The sequence below is a fragment of the Nocardia sp. NPDC004260 genome, from assembly GCF_053603155.1.
The window spans coordinates 38,378-58,044 of record NZ_JBSGEZ010000042.1; the positions used below are offsets into that span (position 1 = coordinate 38,378).

The 19,667-nt window shown below is 70.2% G+C and carries 19 protein-coding genes and 1 riboswitch; of the genes, 14 read left to right on the forward strand and 5 right to left on the reverse strand.

Annotated elements, in window-relative coordinates:
- Positions 1-76: 76 nt before the first annotated feature.
- The 4 genes from rsmH to ACWEO7_RS23560 form a co-directional block, all read right to left on the reverse strand.
- Positions 77-1,051, reverse strand: a complete 975-nt coding sequence (rsmH, locus tag ACWEO7_RS23545; protein ID WP_452426125.1) for a 16S rRNA (cytosine(1402)-N(4))-methyltransferase RsmH — start codon at positions 1,049-1,051, stop codon at positions 77-79.
- Between the two features lie 184 nt (positions 1,052-1,235).
- Entirely contained in the window at positions 1,236-1,667 is a 432-nt protein-coding gene (gene mraZ / locus ACWEO7_RS23550) for a division/cell wall cluster transcriptional repressor MraZ (RefSeq protein WP_355079635.1), read from the reverse strand.
- Between the two features lie 403 nt (positions 1,668-2,070).
- Positions 2,071-2,478, reverse strand: coding sequence for a DUF3040 domain-containing protein (locus ACWEO7_RS23555; protein ID WP_039797093.1), 408 nt, complete (start codon positions 2,476-2,478; stop codon positions 2,071-2,073).
- Between the two features lie 533 nt (positions 2,479-3,011).
- Entirely contained in the window at positions 3,012-3,452 is a 441-nt protein-coding gene (locus tag ACWEO7_RS23560) for an SAV_6107 family HEPN domain-containing protein (protein ID WP_039797092.1), read from the reverse strand.
- A gap of 170 nt (positions 3,453-3,622) precedes the next feature.
- Between ACWEO7_RS23560 and ACWEO7_RS23565 the strand changes: the two genes are divergently transcribed.
- The 5 genes from ACWEO7_RS23565 (at position 3,623) to ACWEO7_RS23585 (ending at position 8,708) form a co-directional block, all read left to right on the forward strand.
- Entirely contained in the window at positions 3,623-4,234 is a 612-nt protein-coding gene (locus ACWEO7_RS23565; RefSeq protein WP_355079632.1) for a GNAT family N-acetyltransferase, read from the forward strand.
- A gap of 7 nt (positions 4,235-4,241) precedes the next feature.
- Positions 4,242-5,807, forward strand: a complete 1,566-nt coding sequence (locus ACWEO7_RS23570; protein WP_452426128.1) for a phytoene desaturase family protein — start codon at positions 4,242-4,244, stop codon at positions 5,805-5,807.
- Positions 5,804-6,643: a carotenoid biosynthesis protein gene (locus tag ACWEO7_RS23575; RefSeq protein ID WP_452426129.1), complete on the forward strand. Its 840-nt coding sequence runs from the start codon at positions 5,804-5,806 to the stop codon at positions 6,641-6,643. The genes ACWEO7_RS23570 and ACWEO7_RS23575 overlap by 4 nt, the downstream gene beginning before the upstream one ends.
- 80 nt (positions 6,644-6,723) lie before the next feature.
- A complete protein-coding gene (locus tag ACWEO7_RS23580; RefSeq protein ID WP_450024558.1) occupies positions 6,724-7,506 on the forward strand; it encodes an LppM family (lipo)protein in 783 nt (260 codons plus the stop codon).
- Between the two features lie 35 nt (positions 7,507-7,541).
- Complete coding sequence (locus ACWEO7_RS23585) at positions 7,542-8,708, forward strand: glycosyltransferase (RefSeq protein WP_452426131.1); 1,167 nt, start codon at positions 7,542-7,544, stop codon at positions 8,706-8,708.
- A gap of 25 nt (positions 8,709-8,733) precedes the next feature.
- On the opposite strand, the gene ACWEO7_RS23590 is transcribed toward ACWEO7_RS23585, so the two are convergent.
- Entirely contained in the window at positions 8,734-9,441 is a 708-nt protein-coding gene (locus ACWEO7_RS23590) for a hypothetical protein (RefSeq protein WP_452426133.1), read from the reverse strand.
- Between the two features lie 385 nt (positions 9,442-9,826).
- Positions 9,827-9,920, forward strand: a riboswitch (SAM riboswitch).
- 27 nt (positions 9,921-9,947) lie between these two features.
- On the opposite strand from ACWEO7_RS23590, the gene ACWEO7_RS23595 reads away from it, so the two are divergent.
- The 9 genes from ACWEO7_RS23595 to ACWEO7_RS23635 all read left to right on the forward strand — a co-directional run bounded on the left by ACWEO7_RS23595 (position 9,948) and on the right by ACWEO7_RS23635 (position 19,505).
- Entirely contained in the window at positions 9,948-10,955 is a 1,008-nt protein-coding gene (locus tag ACWEO7_RS23595) for an amino acid ABC transporter permease (protein ID WP_452426135.1), read from the forward strand.
- A complete protein-coding gene (locus ACWEO7_RS23600; protein ID WP_452426137.1) occupies positions 10,952-11,719 on the forward strand; it encodes an amino acid ABC transporter ATP-binding protein in 768 nt (255 codons plus the stop codon). The genes ACWEO7_RS23595 and ACWEO7_RS23600 overlap by 4 nt, the downstream gene beginning before the upstream one ends.
- 14 nt (positions 11,720-11,733) lie before the next feature.
- Positions 11,734-12,693 carry an ABC transporter substrate-binding protein gene (locus ACWEO7_RS23605; RefSeq protein WP_452426139.1) on the forward strand — a complete coding sequence of 320 codons (960 nt, stop codon included), beginning with the start codon at positions 11,734-11,736 and terminating at the stop codon, positions 12,691-12,693.
- A gap of 4 nt (positions 12,694-12,697) precedes the next feature.
- Complete coding sequence (locus tag ACWEO7_RS23610; RefSeq protein ID WP_452426141.1) at positions 12,698-13,213, forward strand: GNAT family N-acetyltransferase; 516 nt, start codon at positions 12,698-12,700, stop codon at positions 13,211-13,213.
- Positions 13,210-14,322 (forward strand): LLM class flavin-dependent oxidoreductase, encoded by a 1,113-nt coding sequence (locus ACWEO7_RS23615; RefSeq protein WP_452426143.1) that lies wholly within the window; start codon positions 13,210-13,212, stop codon positions 14,320-14,322. Before ACWEO7_RS23610 ends, ACWEO7_RS23615 begins: the two co-directional genes overlap by 4 nt.
- Positions 14,319-15,938, forward strand: a complete 1,620-nt coding sequence (locus ACWEO7_RS23620) for an ABC transporter substrate-binding protein (protein WP_452426145.1) — start codon at positions 14,319-14,321, stop codon at positions 15,936-15,938. The genes ACWEO7_RS23615 and ACWEO7_RS23620 overlap by 4 nt, the downstream gene beginning before the upstream one ends.
- Positions 15,939-15,940: 2 nt before the next feature.
- Entirely contained in the window at positions 15,941-16,945 is a 1,005-nt protein-coding gene (locus ACWEO7_RS23625) for an ABC transporter permease (protein ID WP_452426147.1), read from the forward strand.
- Positions 16,946-17,088: 143 nt separating this feature from the next.
- Positions 17,089-17,886, forward strand: coding sequence for an ABC transporter permease (locus ACWEO7_RS23630; protein ID WP_452426180.1), 798 nt, complete (start codon positions 17,089-17,091; stop codon positions 17,884-17,886).
- Positions 17,883-19,505, forward strand: a complete 1,623-nt coding sequence (locus tag ACWEO7_RS23635; RefSeq protein ID WP_452426149.1) for a dipeptide ABC transporter ATP-binding protein — start codon at positions 17,883-17,885, stop codon at positions 19,503-19,505. Before ACWEO7_RS23630 ends, ACWEO7_RS23635 begins: the two co-directional genes overlap by 4 nt.
- Positions 19,506-19,667 lie beyond the last annotated feature (162 nt).

The window sequence follows — 19,667 nt, forward strand, 5'->3', positions numbered from 1 at the left end:
CTCCGCTGTCTCATCCGGCCTCCGCTACCGCTGCGGGACATCCGCACCCGGCCGGCGCGATACGGGCACTGCTCGCTCACCGCGCCTCCTGGATCCGCTCGGCGGCGCGCATGCGTACCGGGGCCGCCCGCGGGTTGTCCTCGACCTCCTGCTCGGTCGCCTTCTCCGCGCCACGGGTCAGCATCCGGAACTCCGGTCCCATGCCGGGAAGCTCCACCGGCAGGCCCACCGGCGTCCTGGACGCGGTATGGGCGGTGAGCTCGTGCTTGACCACCTTGTCCTCCAGCGATTGGTAGGACATGACGACGATGCGGCCGCCCACGCGCAGCGCGGCGAGCGCGGCGGGCAGCGCGGCTCGCAAGGAGTCGAGCTCCCCGTTGACCTCCACGCGCAGCGCTTGGAACGTGCGCTTGGCCGGATGCCCGCCGGTGCGGCGCGTCGCCGCGGGAATCGTGGCGTACAGCAGCTCCACCAGCTCGGCGCTGGTGTGGAACGGTTTGCTCTGCCGACGCCGGACCACCTCGGCGGCGATCCGGCTCGCGAAGCGTTCCTCTCCGTAGGTCCGCAGTACCCGGGTCAGATCGCCGTGACTGTAGGTGTTGAGCACATCGGCGGCGGTGGGCCCGGTGGTCGGGTCCATCCGCATGTCCAGCGGGGCGTCGACGGAATACGCGAAACCGCGGTCGGCCTCGTCCAACTGCATGGAGGAGACGCCCAGGTCCATCAGGATCGCGGAGACCGAACCGGTGGCGGGCAAGCCCGCCTCCGCCAACGCGTCGACGATGCCGTCGTAGCGTGTGTGCACCAACGTGATTCGGTCCGCGAACGGCTCGAGCCGCTCGCCTGCCAGCTTCAACGCGGTGGTGTCGCGGTCGAGCCCGACGAGACGGAGGCCCGGGTAGGTGCTGAGGAAATGCTCGGCGTGACCGCCGAGGCCGAGTGTCGCGTCGACGTAGACCGCGCCCGGCTCGGCCAAGGCCGGACCGAGCAGCGCGTCGGCTCGCTCCAGCAGAACCGGAACATGGCGGGGACCGCGCTGTTCACGGTTCACCTAGACCTCCCGGAGTCTGCCTCGCGTCGTCGCGCACCGCATACGGGTCGCCTTGCTACACAGTGCTTTCCATACGGACACGAATGCCCCGTGGTCTCTGACCGAACTTTCGGCACCTGGCGTCGGGGAAGTACGTCAGGGTCCGCGTCCGGGCAGAGACCGCGTGGCACTCGCGCGCCCGCGGCTAGAAGATTCCGCCCAGCGACTCGTCTCTGGCTTGCGAGAAGTCCTCCTCGTGCTCGGCGAGGTAGGACTCCCACGCCTGCTTGTCCCAAATCTCCAGGAAGTCGACCGAACCGATCACCACGCAATCCCTGTCCAGGTTGGCGTAGCGACGATGGTCGGCGGACAACACGATCCGGCCCTGCGCGTCCGGACGTTGCTCGTCCGTTCCGGCCGCGAGTGCCCGGACGAACGCACGGGCCTGCGGGTTGCTTCGAGACGCGGCCGCGGCCCGCCGGGCGAGCGCGGTGAACTCCTCTTTCGGGTACACGGCAAGGCTGTGGTCCTGCCCCTTCGTGACCATCAACCCTCCCGCCAGATCGTCTCGAAACTTCGCAGGCAACGTGAGTCGCCCCTTGTCGTCCAAGCGAGGTGTGTAGGTACCGAGAAACATCTCGATACCTCCCTATTCGATCACCTCGATGGTCGGCCCTTCAGTACTGCGCGCTCCACATTACCCCACTTTCCCCCACTTTCAATCGAAACAAGCGGTGATCTGGCTCCCGACTCAGACGATTCCGCAGGTCATGTCAGCTATCACCGGCGTGGAGAACTTTCGCGAGTTCTGCCGACACGCGCCGACCCAGGCGACAAACGCCCGAAAACACCCAGCAAACCCCCTGGTGTGGCACCGGAGGGGGCGAAGTGGGGGAAGTTCGTGGGGAGGTGTGGGGCGAGGCGGAAGTCGGACCCGAAGATCATTCGCGGCGTGATCGGTCGCACACACGAACCGGCGACGCCGCACCATTGCGGTGCGGCGTCGCCGGTCGTGCTGAAGTTGTCAGGCTACGGGCGAGCTATTCCTGCTCGAACCGCCGCCGGAAGCGATCCTCCATACGCTCGGAGAAACCGCCGGACTTGCGCTGGCGCCCTCGCCCGCCGCCGGAGGATGCCTGGCCGCCGGACCGATCGTTCTTGGCGATGCTCTTGGAGGTGCCAAGCAGCAGGAGCACCCCGGCGCCGAACATCACGATGAACCCGATCAGGCTGATGATCGGAAAGCCGCCGGGCTTCACGGGCGCTGCGATGCCTGCGACGAGGAGAAAGAGGCCGAGGACGAACAACGCCGCGGCCTGGAGTCTGCGACGACTCGAGGTCGAACGTAGCCGTCCGCCGCGGACGGACGAGGCGAACTTGGGATCCTCAGCATAGAGAGCGCTCTCGATCTGTTCGAGCATGCGCTGCTCGTGCTCGGAGAGTGGCACGGTACCTCCCCCGGCACTAGGACGTGGCTGTCGCCTCCGGGTAGACGACAGATAGCCGACCTTGGCGGCCATCTGTCACCAATGATACGAGTTCGATCAGGGCCAGACCACCTAATGTGCACAGTCGGACGTAGTCCGTCATCAACCCGCGCACGGCCGCAGCGAAGGCGGAGGTACGCCTAATGTGCACAGTCGGACGTAGTCCGTCATCAACCCGCGCATGGCCGCAGCGAAGGCGAAGGTACGCCGAAAGGACACAGTCGGACGCAGTCCGTCATCAACCCGCGCACGGCCGCAGCGAAGGCGAAGGTACGCCGAAAGGACACAGTCGGACGCAGTCCGTCATCAACCCGCGCACGGCCGCAGCGAAGGCGAAGGTACGCCGAAAGGACACAGTCGGACGCAGTCCGTCATCAACCCGCGCACGGCCGCAGCGAAGGCGAAGGTACGCCTGATGGGCACAGTCGGACCTGGTCCGTAACCAGCCCGCGCATCGCCGGGGCCAAGGTGAAGGTAGGCCAACACGCCGATAACTAGGCGGTCATCCCGCCGGTCACTCCAGGGGCGGGCCGCAACCGAGCCGATGCCGCGAGGAGATCTTCCACGTCGTGAAGGAATGCCGCCACCCGCGAAGAGAACTCGTCCGCCTCGTGTTCGTCGACATTCCGGTCCAGGCCCGCCTCCAGCGCCGCCCGGATCTCCGAGCGCGCGCTGAAGTAGTCCGCCCACATCACGAATTCGGGCGCGGCGCGCTGCATCAGCACCCACGCGTTGCGGGAGCGCGCCCTGGGCGCGGCATCGGCGCCCGTGAGCGCGATCACCGCGCCCGCACCGCGCAGCGCCGCCAGGTAGGCGGTGCGGAACCGTTCCCGCGGATCTCGTTCCCCCGCCGCCTGCATGAGCAACCCGTCCGCGCGCTCCAGCAACTTGCCGGCCCGGCCGGGCCGGCCCGGATGTTCCACTCGACCAGACATCGCCGTCCCTCCACCCTCGCGTACCTTGGCCCGTATGCGGCGCTGGAGACGGCGTGCCCCACCGCTTTCCAGCACCGCCCGGACCGAACAGGTATTCGAACGTTTGAATTGAGCTTCAATATAGAGACGCCCACCGACAACTTTCCGCGTCCGCGCGACCGACGAGAGCCATGACCGCCGTCAAGCCCAATCACACTCCCGCACCCGCCGTCATCGATCTCTCGGTGGCGGCCCTGCGCTCCCGGCTGCACGACGCGCTGGCGGTCTACGTGGCCGCCATGGACTATCCGCGCGGGACCGAGAACCATCGCGCGCCGATGTGGACCGAGCACACCACCCGGCCCGGCTGGCAGGCGGTCGCCGCGGTGCTGCCCGACGACTCCGGCCGGATCGATCTGCGCCACGCGCCGATCGTGGCGATCGCCTACGGCTATCGCGGCGCCGCGCACCAATGGTGGCATCAGCAGGTGCACAGCGGAATGCGGCGTTCGGGGTGGCCGGAACATTCCGCGCGCGAACTGCTCTCGGACTACTTCGAGCTCACCGAGCTGCATGTGCATCCGGCCGCGCAGGGCCGCGGCATCGGCGGCACGCTGCTGGAACGGCTGCTGCGCGACCGCACCGAGCGGGCGGTGCTGCTGTCGACGCCCGAGGTCGCCGGTGAGGACAACCGCGCCTGGCGGTTGTATCGCAGGCAGGGATTCACCGACGTGGTCCGCAATTTCGTCTTCGCGGGCGACAACCGGCCGTTCGCGATCCTCGGCAGGCGGCTGCCGCTGTGAGGATCACGTGACGGTGATCGTCGTCGGCTCGGGCCACAACGCCTTGGTGGCCGCGTGCTACCTCGCCCGCGCCGGGCACGAGGTCGAAGTGCTCGAACGCGACGAGGTCCTCGGCGGAGCGGTGTCGACGGTCGAGCGGTTCCCCGGCCACCGGGTCGATCGCGGCTCGTCGGCGCACATCATGATCCGCCACACCGGCATCGTCGATGACCTCGACCTCGACCGTTTCGGCCTGCGGTACATCGACTGCGACCCATGGGGTTTCACGCCCGCGCACGCGGATCGCCCCGCCCTGGTGTTCCATCGCGACCTGGATGCGACCTGCGCCTCCATCGCCGCGGCCTGCGGCCCGCGGGACGCGGACGCCTACCGCCGGTTCGTCCGGGTGTGGAGTCCGCGCAGCGCCAGGGTGATGCGGGCCTTCGGCGGCGCACCGACGCCGGGCAGGCTGGTGCGGTCGTTCTGGGGACTGGACGCGAAGAACGGCGGCAGCGCACTCTCGCGAGAGTTCCTGCAATCCGGCGACGCCCTGTTGGACGCGTTCTTCGAGGACGAACGGTTGAAGGCGTCGCTGGCCTGGTTCGGCGCGCAGTCCGGGCCGCCGATGTCGGAGCCGGGCACGGCGCCGATGGTCGGCTTCGCCGCGCTCATGCACACGCTGCCACCGGGGCGAGCGGTCGGCGGCAGCGGGGCGCTGACCACCGCGCTGGTGGCGCGGCTGCGGTCCGACGGCGGGGTGGTGACCGCGGGCGACGCGGTGTCCGCCCTGCATCGCGATGGGGACCGCTGGCGGGTGCGCACCGCCTCGGGCCGGGAGTTGCGCGCGAGCACCGTGATCGCGGGCTGCCACGTGCTGACCACCCTGGACCTGCTCCGCGACGGCGGCTTCGACGGCGCGGTGCTCGACGACTGGCGCACGCGCATCCGCGTCGGTCCCGGGATCGGGATGGTGGTGCGGGCCGCCGCTTCGGCGCTGCCCCGTTATCCCGGCAGTCCGATCGATCACTCCGCCCGCGGCCTGCAATTTCTGGTGTCCGATCGCGCGCAGTTGCGTCGTGCGCACGGCGCGGCCCTGGCGGGTGACCTCCCGCCGCGACCGGTCGTGCTGGCCATGAGCTTCAGCGCCGTGGATCCGACCATCGCGCCGCCCGGCGAGCACCAGATATCGCTGTGGGCGCAATGGCACCCGTACCGACCGGCCTCCGGGGCGGACTGGGCCGGCCTCGCGCAGCGGGAAGGCGACCGGATCATCGCCGAAGTCGATTCCTACGCGCCCGGTTTCGCGGAAACGGTGCTGCGCAGACACGTACAGACGCCCGTGGACCTGGAGCGCGAACTCGGGCTCGTCGGCGGCAACGTGATGCACGTGGAGATGTCGCTGGACCAGATGATGCTGTGGCGTCCGCTGCCCGAGCTGGCGGGGCAGCGGGTGCCCGGCGCGCCGGGACTGTATCTGACGGGCGCGTCCACCCATCCCGGCGGCGGCGTCTCCGGCGCCAGCGGACGGACGGCCGCCGCACTCGCGCTGCGCGACCTGAACCGGCCCAGGTTGTCGCGGTGGCTGCGACGATGACGGATTCGGGCGAACTGCCGCCCGAGGCGGCAGAACGGTCCCGATACCGCTCGGCGAGTTTTCTGCTGCCACTCGCCTTGGTCGTGCTGACGATCGTCGCGCAGATCGGTTACCCACTCGCCGCGGGTGGTGCGCGCGACCGTGTCACCGTCGCGGTCGTGCTGCTCTCCGCCGCGGCCGCGCTGGCGCACGCGACCGCGACCAGGGGGTTCCGCTATGCCGTCGGCTTCCTGATCATCGTTTCCGGCCTCGGGCTCACGGCCGAGGTGATCGGTACCGCGACCGGCATACCGTTCGGCTGCTACGAGTACGCGACCGACCGGCTCGGGCCCGCTCTGCTCACAGTGCCGCTGCTCGTCCCGCTGGCCTGGACCGGCGGGATGTATCCGGTGTGGGTGGTGGCCGGGTTGTTGTCACAGCGCACGGTCACGCGGGTCGTGGCGACGGCGGTGGGTGCGGTGGGCTGGGATCTGTTCCTGGATTCGCAGATGGTGACCGACGGGCAGTGGACCTGGTGTGACACCCGCTCCGGACTGCCCGGGCTGGACCTGATTCCGGTGACCAACTACCTGGGTTGGTTCGCGGTCGCGCTCGCGATGGGCTGCTTGCTGGCGCTCTGGGAGCGAGCGGCTCCGGATCCCGTACGGGTCCCGCGACCGGGTGGCCGCGCGATCGCGGTCGCCGTACCGGTGGCCTTTTTCCTGTGGACCTGGCTGGGGTCGGCGCTGGCCCACGCGGTGTTCCTCGGTCTCCTGCCGTCGGCCGGATACGGTTTCGCCGGTATGGGTGTGCTCGGTGTTCCCCTGCTCGTCGTCCTGGCTCGCGCGCGCCGCTGACCCGGGGTGATTCCCCGCACTCGGCGCGCCGACGCGCGCGATGAGTGGCGCGTTTCATTCCGGGCGGACGGCCTGGCACGATGTCACCCGTGCAGCCGAGTCCCGTCACCACGAAGCTCGAAACCTTGGATCGTCCGCCGCGGCGGGTCCCACGCCGTGCCCTGCGTGCCGCTTCGGTCGTCCTGCTCGCGGCGATGCTGGTCCCGATGCTCGCAGCGTGCCTGCGGGTCCAGGTTTCGATGGGGGTCTCGTCCAACGACCGGGTGTCCGGACGGATCGTCGCCGCCGTGGTGCCCGCCGACCCCGGGGACAAGGGTCCGCAGCTGAAGGCGCCCGAGACGCTGGCCGCCAAGGTGCGGGTGGAGCCGTACGCCCAGGACGGATATACGGGCAGCCAGGTCTTCTTCGAGGATCTGTCGTTCGGCGAGGTGCAGCAGCTCGGCGGGCTGTCCGAGCAGACCCAGGGCATGTTCCAGTTGCAATTCCAGCGCACCGGCGATCTGGTCAGCCTGAGCGGGCGGGTCGATCTGAAATCGGTGCCGCCGCACGGTTCGGACGTGCAGTTCACCATCGCGTTCCCGGCGCGCGTCGCCAAGACCAACGGCAGCCGCGAGGGCGACAACGTCGTCTCCTGGAAGCTGCCGCCCGGTGATGTCTCCACATTGCGCGCCGAGGTCAGTTACGCCGACCCGAACACCCGCTCGTTCGCGGGCTGGGCGGGCATCGCGGGCGGCATCACGCTCGCGGTGGCCGCCATCGTCGCGGCCATGGCGTACATGGACCGCAACCCCGCCGCGCCCGGCGCGCCGGAAGTCGGCTTCTCTCTCAGCCGCTGGTGGCGCTCGGTGACGCAGAATCGCTGAGCGACAGGTCGGTGTGCCGCGATAGCGTGGCCCGCATGGTGAGTGCCGACCTGCCGAAGACGTTGCGCGCGAACTCGATCCTGCCTTCCTTCGCCGCCGCGGTCGCCGCGCTCGGCGCGGGCCTCGCGCTGTACAACCGGATCACCGTGCGGCGGTTGACGAACACCCCGACGACGGTGATCGAACCGGTCACCGTCTGTATCCCGGCGCGCGACGAGGCCGACCGGCTACCCGAGCTGATCGGCGACCTGCGCGCCCAGGTGGGCGTGCCGCGCATGGCGGTACGCATCCTCGACGACGGGTCCACCGACGACACCGGCGCCGCGGCCCGCGCGGCGATCGACGGCGACCCGCGTTTCACGCTGCTGCGCAGCGAGTCCGACCCGGTCCCCGGCTGGACCGGAAAAGCCGCCGCCTGCGTCCGGCTGGCCGAGGAGGTGTCGACGCCGGTGCTGATCTTCTTGGACGCCGACGTGCGACTGGCCCCGACGGCGCTCGCGGCAGCGGTCGGCGCGCTGCGCGGACGACGCGCCGCGTTGGTCTCCCCGTGGCCCCTGCAAGTGGCAGGCTCGGTGGCGGAGGCGCTGGTGCAGCCCCTGCTGTGCTGGTCGTGGGCCTCGACGCTGCCGGTCACCGCGGCCGACCGGAGCCTTCGGCCCGCCACGGCGGTGGCGTGCGGGCAGTTCCTCGTGTTCGACAACGCCGCGTACCGGTCGGTGGGCGGCCACACGGCGGTGGCCGGAAGCGTCACCGAGGACCTCGACATCGCCCGTACGCTGCGTCGAGCCGGTCACTCCACGGTTCTGGTGGCCGCGGGACCGCTGGCCCGCACCAGGATGTATCGCGACGCCGCGGAATTGGACGCGGGCTACTCCCGCTGGCTCTGGTCGGCCTACGACGGCACGATAACGGGTGGAGCGGCGGTGGGACTGGTTGCCGCCCTTGCCTATTGGCTGCCGCCCGCAGTGGCGGTGTTCGGCCGCGGGGCGCACCGCCGGGCGGGCCTGATCGGCTGGCTCGCCGCCGTCGCCGGGCGACTGCTGGCCCGCTCGACCGAAACCGGGGGCCCGCTGAAACCTTCGGATCTGTCTGCCGCCGTCGCGCACCCGGTATCGGTGGCGGTGTATCTGCTTTTGTGGGTGCGGTCACACCTGGCCCGTCGCCGCGGCACGGCGCGCTGGAAAGGTCGGCCGCTGCCCTGAGCGACCGTGCCGCGGTGACGGAATCTCACGGCACCGGGGTGATTCCCACCGTCGGCAGGAAGAAGCATGACTTGGCGCCGTTCTGCACCGTGCCGAACATCGCGGCGAGCACGGTGCCCTTCCCGGTGTCCACCGGGACCGCGCGCACCCCGCCCATCGGGAGGGACGCGACGAGGAAGTCCCGGATCGCCTGCTCGGCCACGGGCCGCTGGTCCGGCGGAACGGCCGCGGGAACCATCGAACGCGCGACCTCTGGCAGCGGCCCCATGGCGGCCGTGCCGCTGCGGCCGGTATTCAAATTCAGCCAGCTCACCTGCATTCCCGCGGTATTCGGGCCGTCCGGACCGAGCCCGTAGGGCACGAAGGTGAACATGGCCTGCCCGGCCTTGACGGCGCTGAGGTCCTGGCCGGGAATCTGGACAGTGGTCTTCGGCCACGGCCCCGGAATGGCGCCTGCCACGGCGGGCGCCAGACCGGCCGTGGTGTTGTCGAGGCAGAACGCCGACGCGCTCGGGTACGCGAACGGCTGGATACCGAGCGCGCGCAACGCGTCGAGCGCGGCTTGATACGCGCCGAACAGGTCACCGGGGGCGGCGATCGGCACGGAGTCCTCGGGGAACGCGGGAATCGTGGCATCCGGAGCCGCGAACGCGGCCCCCGGCCCGGCGAGCACGAAGGCGATCGAACTGGTCGCGACAGCGGACAACTGGGTCAGACGGCGCAATATGTTCACGAAACCTCCTCATCGGCGGAACGATCGAGGGGGACAGTACTCCGGCAAACACAATCAGCAGCCGGTATTGCACACAGCAATTTCGTGGCGAGTCCCGTTTGCCCGGAACGGACCTCCGCGTAGCCCACCGGCGTTCCCCAGCGTCGGCGATAGCCGTATGCTGCATCGGACCATCCCAGTCCGGCGCCACGCGCCCGGGATCGGCGAAGCGGCGAAACTCACCTCGCCGTCGGCAGAGCAGCGCACGCCCGGTTACTACAAAGATCCGATGAATCGGCGTCGACAAGATCTACGCTCACGGTGATTACTTCTCTTGTTCCAGGCTTCCCTTACTGGGCATCATGATTCGGCTCGCCCCTGACATCCGTTGACAGGGGGTCGGCGCCAACCATCCAGAGCGACCGAGAGACCTGGCTCGTCGACGTCGCAGCAACCCCCCGGTCACCGGGTGCGGGTGCTTCCGCCGGGACCGATGGAGGAACCGAAGTGATCATCGAGGACCCGTCATGAGCGCGTCCACCGCGCCGGACGCCGCCCCCGAGGCGGCCGCGCCGATCGAACCGGACCCGACCGGAACACCGGCCCCCGCCGAGACCGGCGCGACGCCGACCGTCGCAAAGACCCGGCATCCCTGGCGCTGGGTGATCAGTGCCGTCGCGCTGATCCTGCTCGCCCAGTTCGTGCACGGGCTGGCCACCAATCCCGGCTGGGATTGGCCGACGTTCGCGCGGTACATCACGGCCGAGTCGGTGCTGTCGGCGCTGCGGGTCACCTTGGAGCTGACCGCGTGGGGCACGGCGCTGGGCTTTCTGCTCGGCACCGCGCTCGCGATCGCCCGGCTGTCGAACAACCCGGTGCTGCGGGTGATCGCGTGGGTCTACATCTGGGCATTCCGCTCGATTCCGCTGATCGTGCAGCTGCTGTTCTGGTTCAACATCGCCTACCTGTATCGGACCCTCTCGGTCGGCGTCCCGTTCGGGCCCGCGCTGTTCACCTTCGAGGTGAACGGGGTGATCAGCGGTTTCACCGCCGCCGTGATCGGCTTGGCGCTGCATCAGGCGGCGTATTCGGCCGAGATCATCCGGGCCGGTTTCATCTCGGTGGACGCGGGTCAGCTGGAAGCCGCCGCCGCCTTGGGGATTCCACGGCTGCGGCAATTCCGCACGGTGGTGGCGCCGCAGGCGATGCGCTCGATCCTGCCGAACGCGGCCAACGAGGTGATCAGCCTGTTCAAGGGCACCTCGATCGTGTCGGTGATGGCGATCGCCGAGCTGTTCTACCAGGTCCAGGTCATCTACGGGCGCAACGGACGGGTGGTGCCGCTGCTGATGGTCGCGACGGTCTGGTACATCGTGCTCACCACGGCGCTCTCGGTGGCGCAGTACTACATCGAACGCCACTACGCCAAGGGCGCGCACCGCACGCCGCCGCCGACGCCGCTGCAACGCGCGTGGCGGAAGCTGCGCGAGGTCGCCGAGGCCGGGCCCGCCGCACCGCGCGGAGCGACCCGATGAGCGCCACACTCGCCGTGCAGGTCCGCGGCGTCCGGAAATCCTTCGGCTCGCACGAAGTGTTGCGCGGCATCGATCTCACCGTGCGATCCGGCGAGGTGGTGGCCGTGATCGGCCCATCCGGGTCGGGCAAGTCGACCCTGCTGCGCGTGGTGAACCATCTGGAGACGCTGGACGCGGGCACCGTGCACATCGACGGCGAGCTGATCGGATATCGGCTGCGCCGCGACCGCTTGCACGCGCTGCCCGACCACGCGGTGCGCAAGCAGCGCTCCCGGATCGGCTTCGTCTTCCAGCAGTTCAATCTGTTTCCGCACCTGACCGTGCTCGACAACGTCACGCTCGCACCGCTGTCCGCGCAGCGGCGCGACCGGACCGAGGTGGAGCGCGAGGCACGCCTGCTGCTGGATCGGGTCGGCATCGGACACCTGGCGGACGCGTATCCGCGCAGGCTGTCGGGCGGGCAGCAGCAGCGGGTGGCGATCGCTCGCGCGCTGGCGCTGCGCCCGCGCGTGATCCTGTTCGACGAGCCGACCTCCGCGCTGGACCCGGAACTGGTCGGCGAAGTGCTCGACGTGATCCGCGATCTGGCGCACGGCGGCACCGCGCTGGTGATCGTCACCCACGAGATCGGCTTCGCCCGTGAGGTCGCCGACACCGTGGTGTTCCTCGACGAGGGCGTCATCGTCGAGCAGGGCCCGCCCTCGGTCGTTCTCGACCATCCCGAACACCCGCGCACTCGCGCGTTCCTTTCCCGAGTCCGTTGACGAACAGGTATCCGATGAAGTTCTCCGCCCTGGTCACCGCCGCCGCGACCGCGGTCGTGCTGCTGGCCACCGGCTGCACCGACCCCGAGGCGGACAGCGCCGCGCAGCCCGCCGGTTCGGTCACCTTCGACCTCTCCCCCGCCCAGTCCGGCCGCGTTCGCACCGCCAAGGTCGATGCCATCGCCGCCGAGGTGCCGAAGGCGATCCGCGACCGCGGCACGCTGGTCGTGACCGGCACGTCCGGGGCAGCGCCGCCGCTGCGGTTCTACGCCACCGACGACAGGACGGTGGTCGGCTCGGAGATCGACTTCGCCTCGCTGGTCGCCGACATCCTCGGCCTGAAACTCGATGCGCAGGTGGCCGATTGGTCGCAGAACTTCGTGCGGGTGGACTCCGGTGAGGTGGACGCGTTCATCTCCAACGTCACCGTCACCGAGGAACGCAAGGAGAAGTACGACTTCGCGACCTACCGCAAGGACAATGTCGCGCTGGAGGTGCCGATCCAGAGCAAGCTGGAATACAAGGATCGGACGAGCCTGGCGGGCAAGCGGATCGGCGTCGGCAGCGGCACCAACCAGGAGCAGCTGCTGGTGAAGTGGAACGAGCAGAACCGGGCCGAGGGCTTGCCCCCGATCGACATCGCCTACTTCCAGCAGACCACCGACTACTACCTGGCGCTGGCCTCGCAGCGGCTCGACGGCTACCTCGGCCCGAACCCGACGGCGATCTACCACGCGGCCACCGCGAAGCAGACCAGGATCGTGGGCACCTTCTCCGGTGCGGGCGACGCGCTGCAAGGCGAGATCGCCGTGCTCACCAAGAAGGACAGCGGGCTGATCACCGCCGTGCAGCACGCGCTCGCCTACGCCATCGAGCACGGCACATATCAGCAGGTGATCGACCGTTGGGGCCTGCAGAGCGAGAAGGTCGCCGAATCGCGGATCAACCCGCCCGGCCTGCCGAAGAAGCGCTGAGCCGATGACACAACCGCTCTCGACCCCGACGCTGCGCGTGCACCGGGTCGCCCAGGACGACCCCCTGGCCGCGCCCCTGCTGGCCGAACTCGCCCTCGAGTACAGCAGCCGCTACGGTCGCACGCCCGGCGAGGTGCACGCCTCGTTGCGCGAGCACTCCGCCACCGCGTTCGCGCCGCCGCACGGCGCGCTGCTGGTCGTCACCCGCGACGGAGAAGTGGTGGCGGGCGGCGCGTTCCAGCGCTACGACGCGCACACCGCGGAGCTGAAGCGGATCTGGACCTCGCGGGAGCACCGCAGGCAAGGGCTCGGGCTGTTCGTACTCGAGCAGCTGGAAGCCGAGATCGCGCGCCGCGGCTACCGGCGGATCTACCTGACCACCGGACCGCGTCAGCCCGAAGCGGTCGCCCTCTATCTCGCCGCCGGTTACCGCGCGCTCTACGACCCGGACCTGCCCGCGGAGCAGATCGGGCCGCATCCCTTCGAGAAGCGGCTGCCCGTGCTGGGAGCGATCGCGTGAAGTTCCTGCTGTTCACCTTGGTCACCCGGGTACCCGATCCGCGGACCGGCCGCCTGCCCGGCACCCGGGAACGCCTGCGCGACGTCGTCGGCCAGGCGCGGCTGGCCGAGGAACTGGGTTACGACGGGTTCGCCGTCGGGGAGCGGCACGAGGATCCGTTCCTGTCCGCCGCGCCGCCGGTCATCTTGTCCCACCTGGCTGCCCTCACCTCGCGGATCACGCTGTTCACCGCGGTGACCACGCTGAGCCTGCTGGACCCGGTGCGCGCTTTCGAGGACTACTCCACGCTGGACAACCTGTCCGGCGGGCGGCTCGAGCTGATCATCGGCAAGGGCAACGGCGCCGCACAGGCGCAGCTGTACCACGTCACGCCCGACGACCAGTGGGACCGCAATCGCGAAGGCTACGAACTGTTCCGCGCCCTGTGGGCCGGTGACAACGTGACCTGGTCGGGGCGCTTTCGGCCGCCGCTGCGCGAGGCCAAAGCATTGCCGCGGCCGTGGCAGCCGAAGATCCGGATCTGGCACGGCAGCGCCACCAGCCGCGAATCGGTGGAACTGGCCGCGCGCCACGGTGATCCGCTGTTCTCGGCGAACGTCACCAACCCGATCGAGCCGTATGCCGAGCTGGTGCGCCACTACCGGGAACGCTGGACGTTCCACGGCCACGACCCCGCCGACGCGCTGGTCGGCGCGGGCACCGCCGGATTCCAGGTGTCGCGCACCTCGCAGGAGGCGCTCGCGGCCTACGCGCCGATCTTCGAAGCGCGGCTGGCGCTGGCGCGCGAACGCGGGCTGCCGGTGGTGTTCGAGACCCTCGACGACTACGTGGCCCGCAGTTCGGCGCTGATCGGCAGCCCGGAGCAGGTGATCGACGAGGTCGGCCGCCAGCACGAGCACCTCGGCCACGAGGTGATCCACCTGTCCGCAGAACGCGACGGCCGCCCCGAGCGGCAGTACCTGGACGGCCTCGAGCTGTTCCAGGCCGAGGTGGCGCCCGAATTGCGCCGCCGCATTCCCAGCCGACCGTTGGCGACCGGTGTCGCCGACGCCGACCCCGACCAGGGCGAGGAACTCGCCCGACCCGAAGTATCTGGAGTTGCCCCGTGATCCGAACCCGTCACCGAATCGTCGCGCTGGCCGGCGCGCTCGCCGCGGCCACCACCGTGGCCGCCTGCGGCAGTGATTCGGCCGCGCCCGGCGGCGACGCGGGCCCGCCCCAGCGGGGCGGTGTACTGCGCTACGGCCTGTCCCAGGCGCCGACCTGCTCGGATCCCGCCCAGGCGGGCACCAATCAGACGCTCTACGTCGCCCGGCAAATCGTGGATTCGCTGACCGACCAGGACCCGGCCACCGGCGAGCTGAAGCCGTGGCTGGCGCAGAGCTGGGAGACGAGCCCCGACGCGAAAGTCTTCACCTTCCACCTCGTCGACGGCGTCACCTTCAGCGACGGCACGCCGCTCACCGCCGAATCGGTGCGCAACACGTTCGATTCGGTCGTGAAGATCGGCTCGGGCAAGGCGCCGCTGGGCAGCAGCTACCTCACCGGCTACGTCGGGACCACTGCCGTGGACCGGCTCACCGCCCGGGTCGAGTTCAGCAAGCCCAACGCACCGTTCCTGCAGGCGTCCTCGACCGCGGCGCTCGGCATCCTGGCCGACGTGACCACGGCCAAGCCTGCCGAGCAGCGCTGCCTCGGCGACAACATCGGCAGCGGACCGTTCACCTACGCGGCCTACCGCCAGGACGCCGCGGTGACGCTGGCCAAACGGACCGGCTACCACTGGGGTTCGGCGGTGTTCGCCCATCGGGGCGAGGCCTACCTGGACAAGATCGAGTTCACCGTGGTGCCCGAATCCGGCGTCCGCACCGGCAGTCTCGCCTCCGGGCAGCTGGACGCGATCAGCGACGCGCTGCCGCAGGACGCTCCGCAGATCGAGGCGGCGGGTGGCCGGGTGCTCAGCACCGCCAACCCGGGTGTGCCGTTCGGCTTGCAGCTCAACGTCACCAGAGGTCCGTTGCGCGATCCGGCGGTGCGCCGGGCCCTGCTGCCCGCCATCGATCGCAAGCAACTGGTCGACACGGTGCTCGGCCCGCAGTTCAAGCCCGCCACCAGCACACTCGCCAGCACCACACCCGGCTACACCGACCTCTCCGCACGTCTGGCCTACGACCCGGCGAAGTCGCGCACGCTCCTGGATCAGGCCGGGTGGCTGCCCGGCGCGGATGGCGTCCGGGCGAAAAACGGCGAGCGGTTGTCGTTCTCGGTGCTGTTCAGCCAGGTGTTCGCGGGCAACCAGGCGATCCTCGAACTGGTGCAGCAGCAGTTGCGGCAGGTCGGCGTCGAGCTGAAGCTGGACCTGGTGTCCTCGGCGGAGGCCACGGCGCGCCAGAGCAGCAAGGATTTCGATTCCTTCTACGGCAACACCACCCGCGCCGACGGTGACATTCTGCGCACCACCTTCGGCCTCGAAGGGCGCAATCTCAACGCGCGCGGCCCCGTCCCCGCGTTGGACGACGCGCTGAACGGGCAGGTCAGCACCGTCGACGCCGCGACACGCAACGGGCTCATCCGCACCGCGCAGGAACAGGTGCTCGACGCCGGACTGCAGCTCCCGACCGTCGAGCTGTCCCAGGCGATCGGCGCGAGCGCGAACACGCGCGATCTGAAGTTCGAAGCCTCCGCCCGATTGCAGTTCTTCGACACCTGGCTGAGCGGACGGTAGTCATGGCGCGCTATCTGGCCCTGCGGGCACTGCAGGCGATCTGGGTGCTGTGGGCGGCGTTCACGCTGTCGTTCGTTGTGCTGTACCTGCTGCCCGCCGACCCGATCTCGATCGCGGCCGACGCCGGCGGCGCGGGCACGCCGGTGGACAAGGCCGCCATCGCCGAGATGCAGGCCCGCTACGGGCTGGATCGGCCGCTGTGGGAACAGTATTGGACCGCGCTCGGGCACGCCGTGCGCGGCGACCTCGGGCATTCCATCGCGACCGGGCAGCCGGTCACCGGCGCGATCGGTGACGCGCTACCCGCCACGCTCGAATTGACCGGCACCGCATTGCTCTTCGCGGTCGTGGGCGGCGTCGCGCTGGCGTTCACGGCCACCCAGACCCAGCGGCCGTGGCTGCGCAACGCCTTGGTCGCGCTGCCGTCGCTCGGCGTCTCGGTGCCGACCTTCTGGACCGGACTGCTCCTGCTGCAAGTGTTCTCGTTCCAATTGCGGCTGGCTCCGGCATTCGGCGGACACGGTTTCGCCGGCACGGTGCTGCCCGCACTCACCCTGGCCCTGCCGATCGGCGCGGTCATCGCACAAGTGCTCACCGCCGGGTTGGAGACGACCTGGCGTCAGCCGTTCGTCGACGTGGCCCTGGCCAAGGGTGGGTCGCGCTGGTGGGTGCGGCGCACGCACGTGCTGCGCCCGGCCAGTGTGCCCGCGTTCACCATCGCGGGGGTCCTGGTCGGCAACATGCTCGCCGGATCGGTGGTGGTGGAGACGGTCTTCGCCCGCCAAGGCGTCGGGCGGCTGACCCAGACCGCGGTACTGGCGCAGGACATCCCGGTGGTGCAGGGCATCGTGCTGCTCACCTCGGTGGTGTTCGTCAGTGTGAATCTCGCGGTGGACCTGCTGTATCCGCTGCTCGACCCGCGCATCGCCGCCCGCTCTCGCGGTGTGCGCGGCGAGTCCGAGCAGACCGCCGCCGACACCGCCGAGGAGGCGATCGTTCGTGCCTGACCCCGCTCCCGTCATTCGTACCGCCGGGCTCGTGCCCGGCGCACCGCTCGCCGAGGGGGTGCGGACTCGTGGTTGACGTCACCGAGGAACAGCGCGCAGCGGTGCTGACCGGTCTGCGGCGACCCGCCGTGCGGTGGAAGACTCTGCGCGGCAACGCCGGATTGCTGGTTGCGGGCGCCGTCGCGCTGCTCGCCGTGGGGTGGGCGCTGGCGCCGTCGGTGTTCGCCGGCGGCGACCCGCTGACCGGCGTGCCCGCGCAGAAGTTGCAGAGCCCCAGCGCTCGGCACTGGTTCGGCACCGACAATCTCGGGCGCGATCTGTACACCCGGATGGTGCACGGCGCCGGGCTATCGCTGACCGCCACCCTGGCCGCGGTGGGCATCGCGCTGGTCGCCGGGGCGCTGCTCGGGCTGTTGTCCGGCGCGATCGGCGGCGTGGTGGACGCCATCGTCATGCGGCTGGTCGACGTGCTGCTGTCGGTGCCCTCGCTGCTGCTGTCGCTCGCGCTGGTCACCGCGCTCGGCTTCGGCACCCGCAACGTGGCGCTGGCGGTGGGCATTTCGCTGGTGGCCAACTTCGCCCGCGTGATGCGATCGGAAGTGCTGCGGGTGCGCCAGGCGGTGTACGTGGAAGCCGCCCACGCCGCGGGCGCGCGCTGGTACACGGTGCTGGCCAGGCACGTGCTGCCCAATTCCATCCAGCCCGTACTCGCCTTGGCCGCAGTGGAATTCGGCATGGCGGTGCTGGCCGTGTCGGCGCTGAGCTTCCTCGGCTACGGCGCGAAGCCGCCCACGCCGGAGTGGGGCACGCTGATCTCCGAGGGCCGCAACTATCTCGCGACCGCGTGGTGGATGACCACCCTGCCCGGTCTCGTCATCATCGCCGTCGTGCTCGCCGCGCAACGCCTCGGCCGCGCGATCGGGAAGGGAGAACGCGCGTGAGCGCCCCGGCATCTCCACTGCTGCACGTCGAGGACCTGCGGGTTCGTTATCGCTCGGACACCGGCCCGGTCACCGCGCTCGACGGTGTGTCACTCACCGTGGCCCGCGGCGAGGTGGTGGCGCTGGTCGGCGAGTCCGGTTCCGGCAAGTCCACGCTCGCCCACGCCGTGATCGGCCTGCTCGGCGCGAACGCCGAGATCGCGGGTGGCACCGTGACCTTCGACGGCGCCGTGGTCGACACCGGCTCCGAACGCGCGCTGCGGCGGCTGCGGGGAGCGCGCATCGGCTTCGTCCCGCAGGACCCCGGCCTGTCGCTGAACCCCGTCCGGCGGATCGGCGACCAAGTGGCCGAATCGCTGCTGGTACACGGACTGGCCGACCGCAAAGCGGCACGGGCGCGGGCGATCGAGCTGCTGACCGACGCCGGACTGGACCGGCCCGAACTACGGGCCACCCAGTACCCGCACGAGCTTTCCGGCGGGCAGCGCCAGCGGGTGCTGATCGCCTCGGCGCTGGCCTGCGCACCGGACCTGGTCATCGCCGACGAGCCGACCAGCGCGCTCGACGCGACGGTCGCGCGCCGGGTACTGGATCGGCTCGCCGAGCAGATCGCGGCGCGCGGCACGGCGGTGCTGCTGATCACCCACGATCTGGCCGTCGCCGCCGAACGCGCGGACCGGCTGGTCGTGCTCAACGGCGGCGAGGTGGTGGAAAGCGGCGCCACCGCCGAACTGCTGGCCACGCCGCACCACCCGTACACCAAGCGCCTGCTCGCCGCCTCACCCAGCCTCGCGCCCGCCGACGGCTACCGCGAGCCCAAGCCCAGGACGGGCGAGCCGCTACTGGTCTTGCGCGAGGTGCACAAGACCTTCCGGGCGCACGGGGGCGACAACGTGACGGCGGTGGCCGGGGTCGGTTTCGAACTCGGGCGCGGCGAGACCCTCTCGCTGGTCGGCGAATCCGGATCGGGCAAGTCCACCACCGCGCGGATCGCGCTGCGGCTCACCGAACCCGACCGCGGCGAGGTCACCTTCGACGGGCAGTCGCTGTCGCGGGCCCGCGGGTCGCGGCTGCGCGCACTGCGCAAACGCTTTCAGGTGGTGTACCAGAACCCCTACGCCTCACTGGATCCGCGTTGGCGAGTCGGTGCGATCGTCGAGGAACCGTTGCGCGCGTTCGGCATCGGAAACCGCGCGCAGCGCCGCGACCGCGTGGCGGAGCTGCTCGCGCAGGTCGCGCTCCCGGCCGGTTTCGCCCAGCGCAGGCCCGCCGAGTTGTCCGGAGGACAGCGTCAGCGCGTCGCCATCGCCCGGGCGCTGGCGCTGCATCCGGAACTGCTGGTGCTCGACGAACCGGTCTCCGCGCTGGACGCCTCGGTGCAGGCGCAGATCCTCGAATTGCTCGACCGGCTGCAGGCCGAGTTGTCGCTGAGCTACCTGTTCATCTCGCACGATCTGGCGGTGGTGCGCCGCATCAGCGATCACGTCGCGGTGCTGCGGCACGGCCGCATCGTCGAATCCGGCCGCACCGCCGAGATCTTCGGCGATCCGCGACACGAGTACACCCGTGAGCTGTTGTCGGCCATACCGGCGCCCGCCCTGGCGAAAGGCGTGTCCTGATGCCGCGTCCGACCTACCGCCACAGCCGCGTGCTGAACCGGCCGAGCTGGGCTCCGTGCCGCAGCCGCCGGGAACCCGCCGTCTCGTCCTCCGCGATTACCCCTCCCCGCTCACCGGAGCCCACCACCGGCCACAAGCCGAGCACGTGGTGGCACCGACCGA

Bases quoted from the DNA above. Each gene is read 5' to 3' on its own strand.
- ACWEO7_RS23610 (WP_452426141.1), top strand. From the start codon at position 12,698: ATGACACAACCGCTCTCGACCCCGACGCTGCGCGTGCACCGGGTCGCC.
- ACWEO7_RS23605 (WP_452426139.1), top strand. From the start codon at position 11,734: ATGAAGTTCTCCGCCCTGGTCACCGCCGCCGCGACCGCGGTCGTGCTG.
- ACWEO7_RS23575 (WP_452426129.1), top strand. From the start codon at position 5,804: ATGACGGATTCGGGCGAACTGCCGCCCGAGGCGGCAGAACGGTCCCGA.
- ACWEO7_RS23565 (WP_355079632.1), top strand. From the start codon at position 3,623: ATGACCGCCGTCAAGCCCAATCACACTCCCGCACCCGCCGTCATCGAT.
- ACWEO7_RS23560 (WP_039797092.1), bottom strand. From the start codon at position 3,452: ATGTCTGGTCGAGTGGAACATCCGGGCCGGCCCGGCCGGGCCGGCAAG.
- ACWEO7_RS23580 (WP_450024558.1), top strand. From the start codon at position 6,724: ATGTCACCCGTGCAGCCGAGTCCCGTCACCACGAAGCTCGAAACCTTG.
- ACWEO7_RS23585 (WP_452426131.1), top strand. From the start codon at position 7,542: ATGGTGAGTGCCGACCTGCCGAAGACGTTGCGCGCGAACTCGATCCTG.
- mraZ (WP_355079635.1), bottom strand. From the start codon at position 1,667: ATGTTTCTCGGTACCTACACACCTCGCTTGGACGACAAGGGGCGACTC.
- ACWEO7_RS23625 (WP_452426147.1), top strand. From the start codon at position 15,941: ATGGCGCGCTATCTGGCCCTGCGGGCACTGCAGGCGATCTGGGTGCTG.
- ACWEO7_RS23600 (WP_452426137.1), top strand. From the start codon at position 10,952: ATGAGCGCCACACTCGCCGTGCAGGTCCGCGGCGTCCGGAAATCCTTC.
- ACWEO7_RS23595 (WP_452426135.1), top strand. From the start codon at position 9,948: ATGAGCGCGTCCACCGCGCCGGACGCCGCCCCCGAGGCGGCCGCGCCG.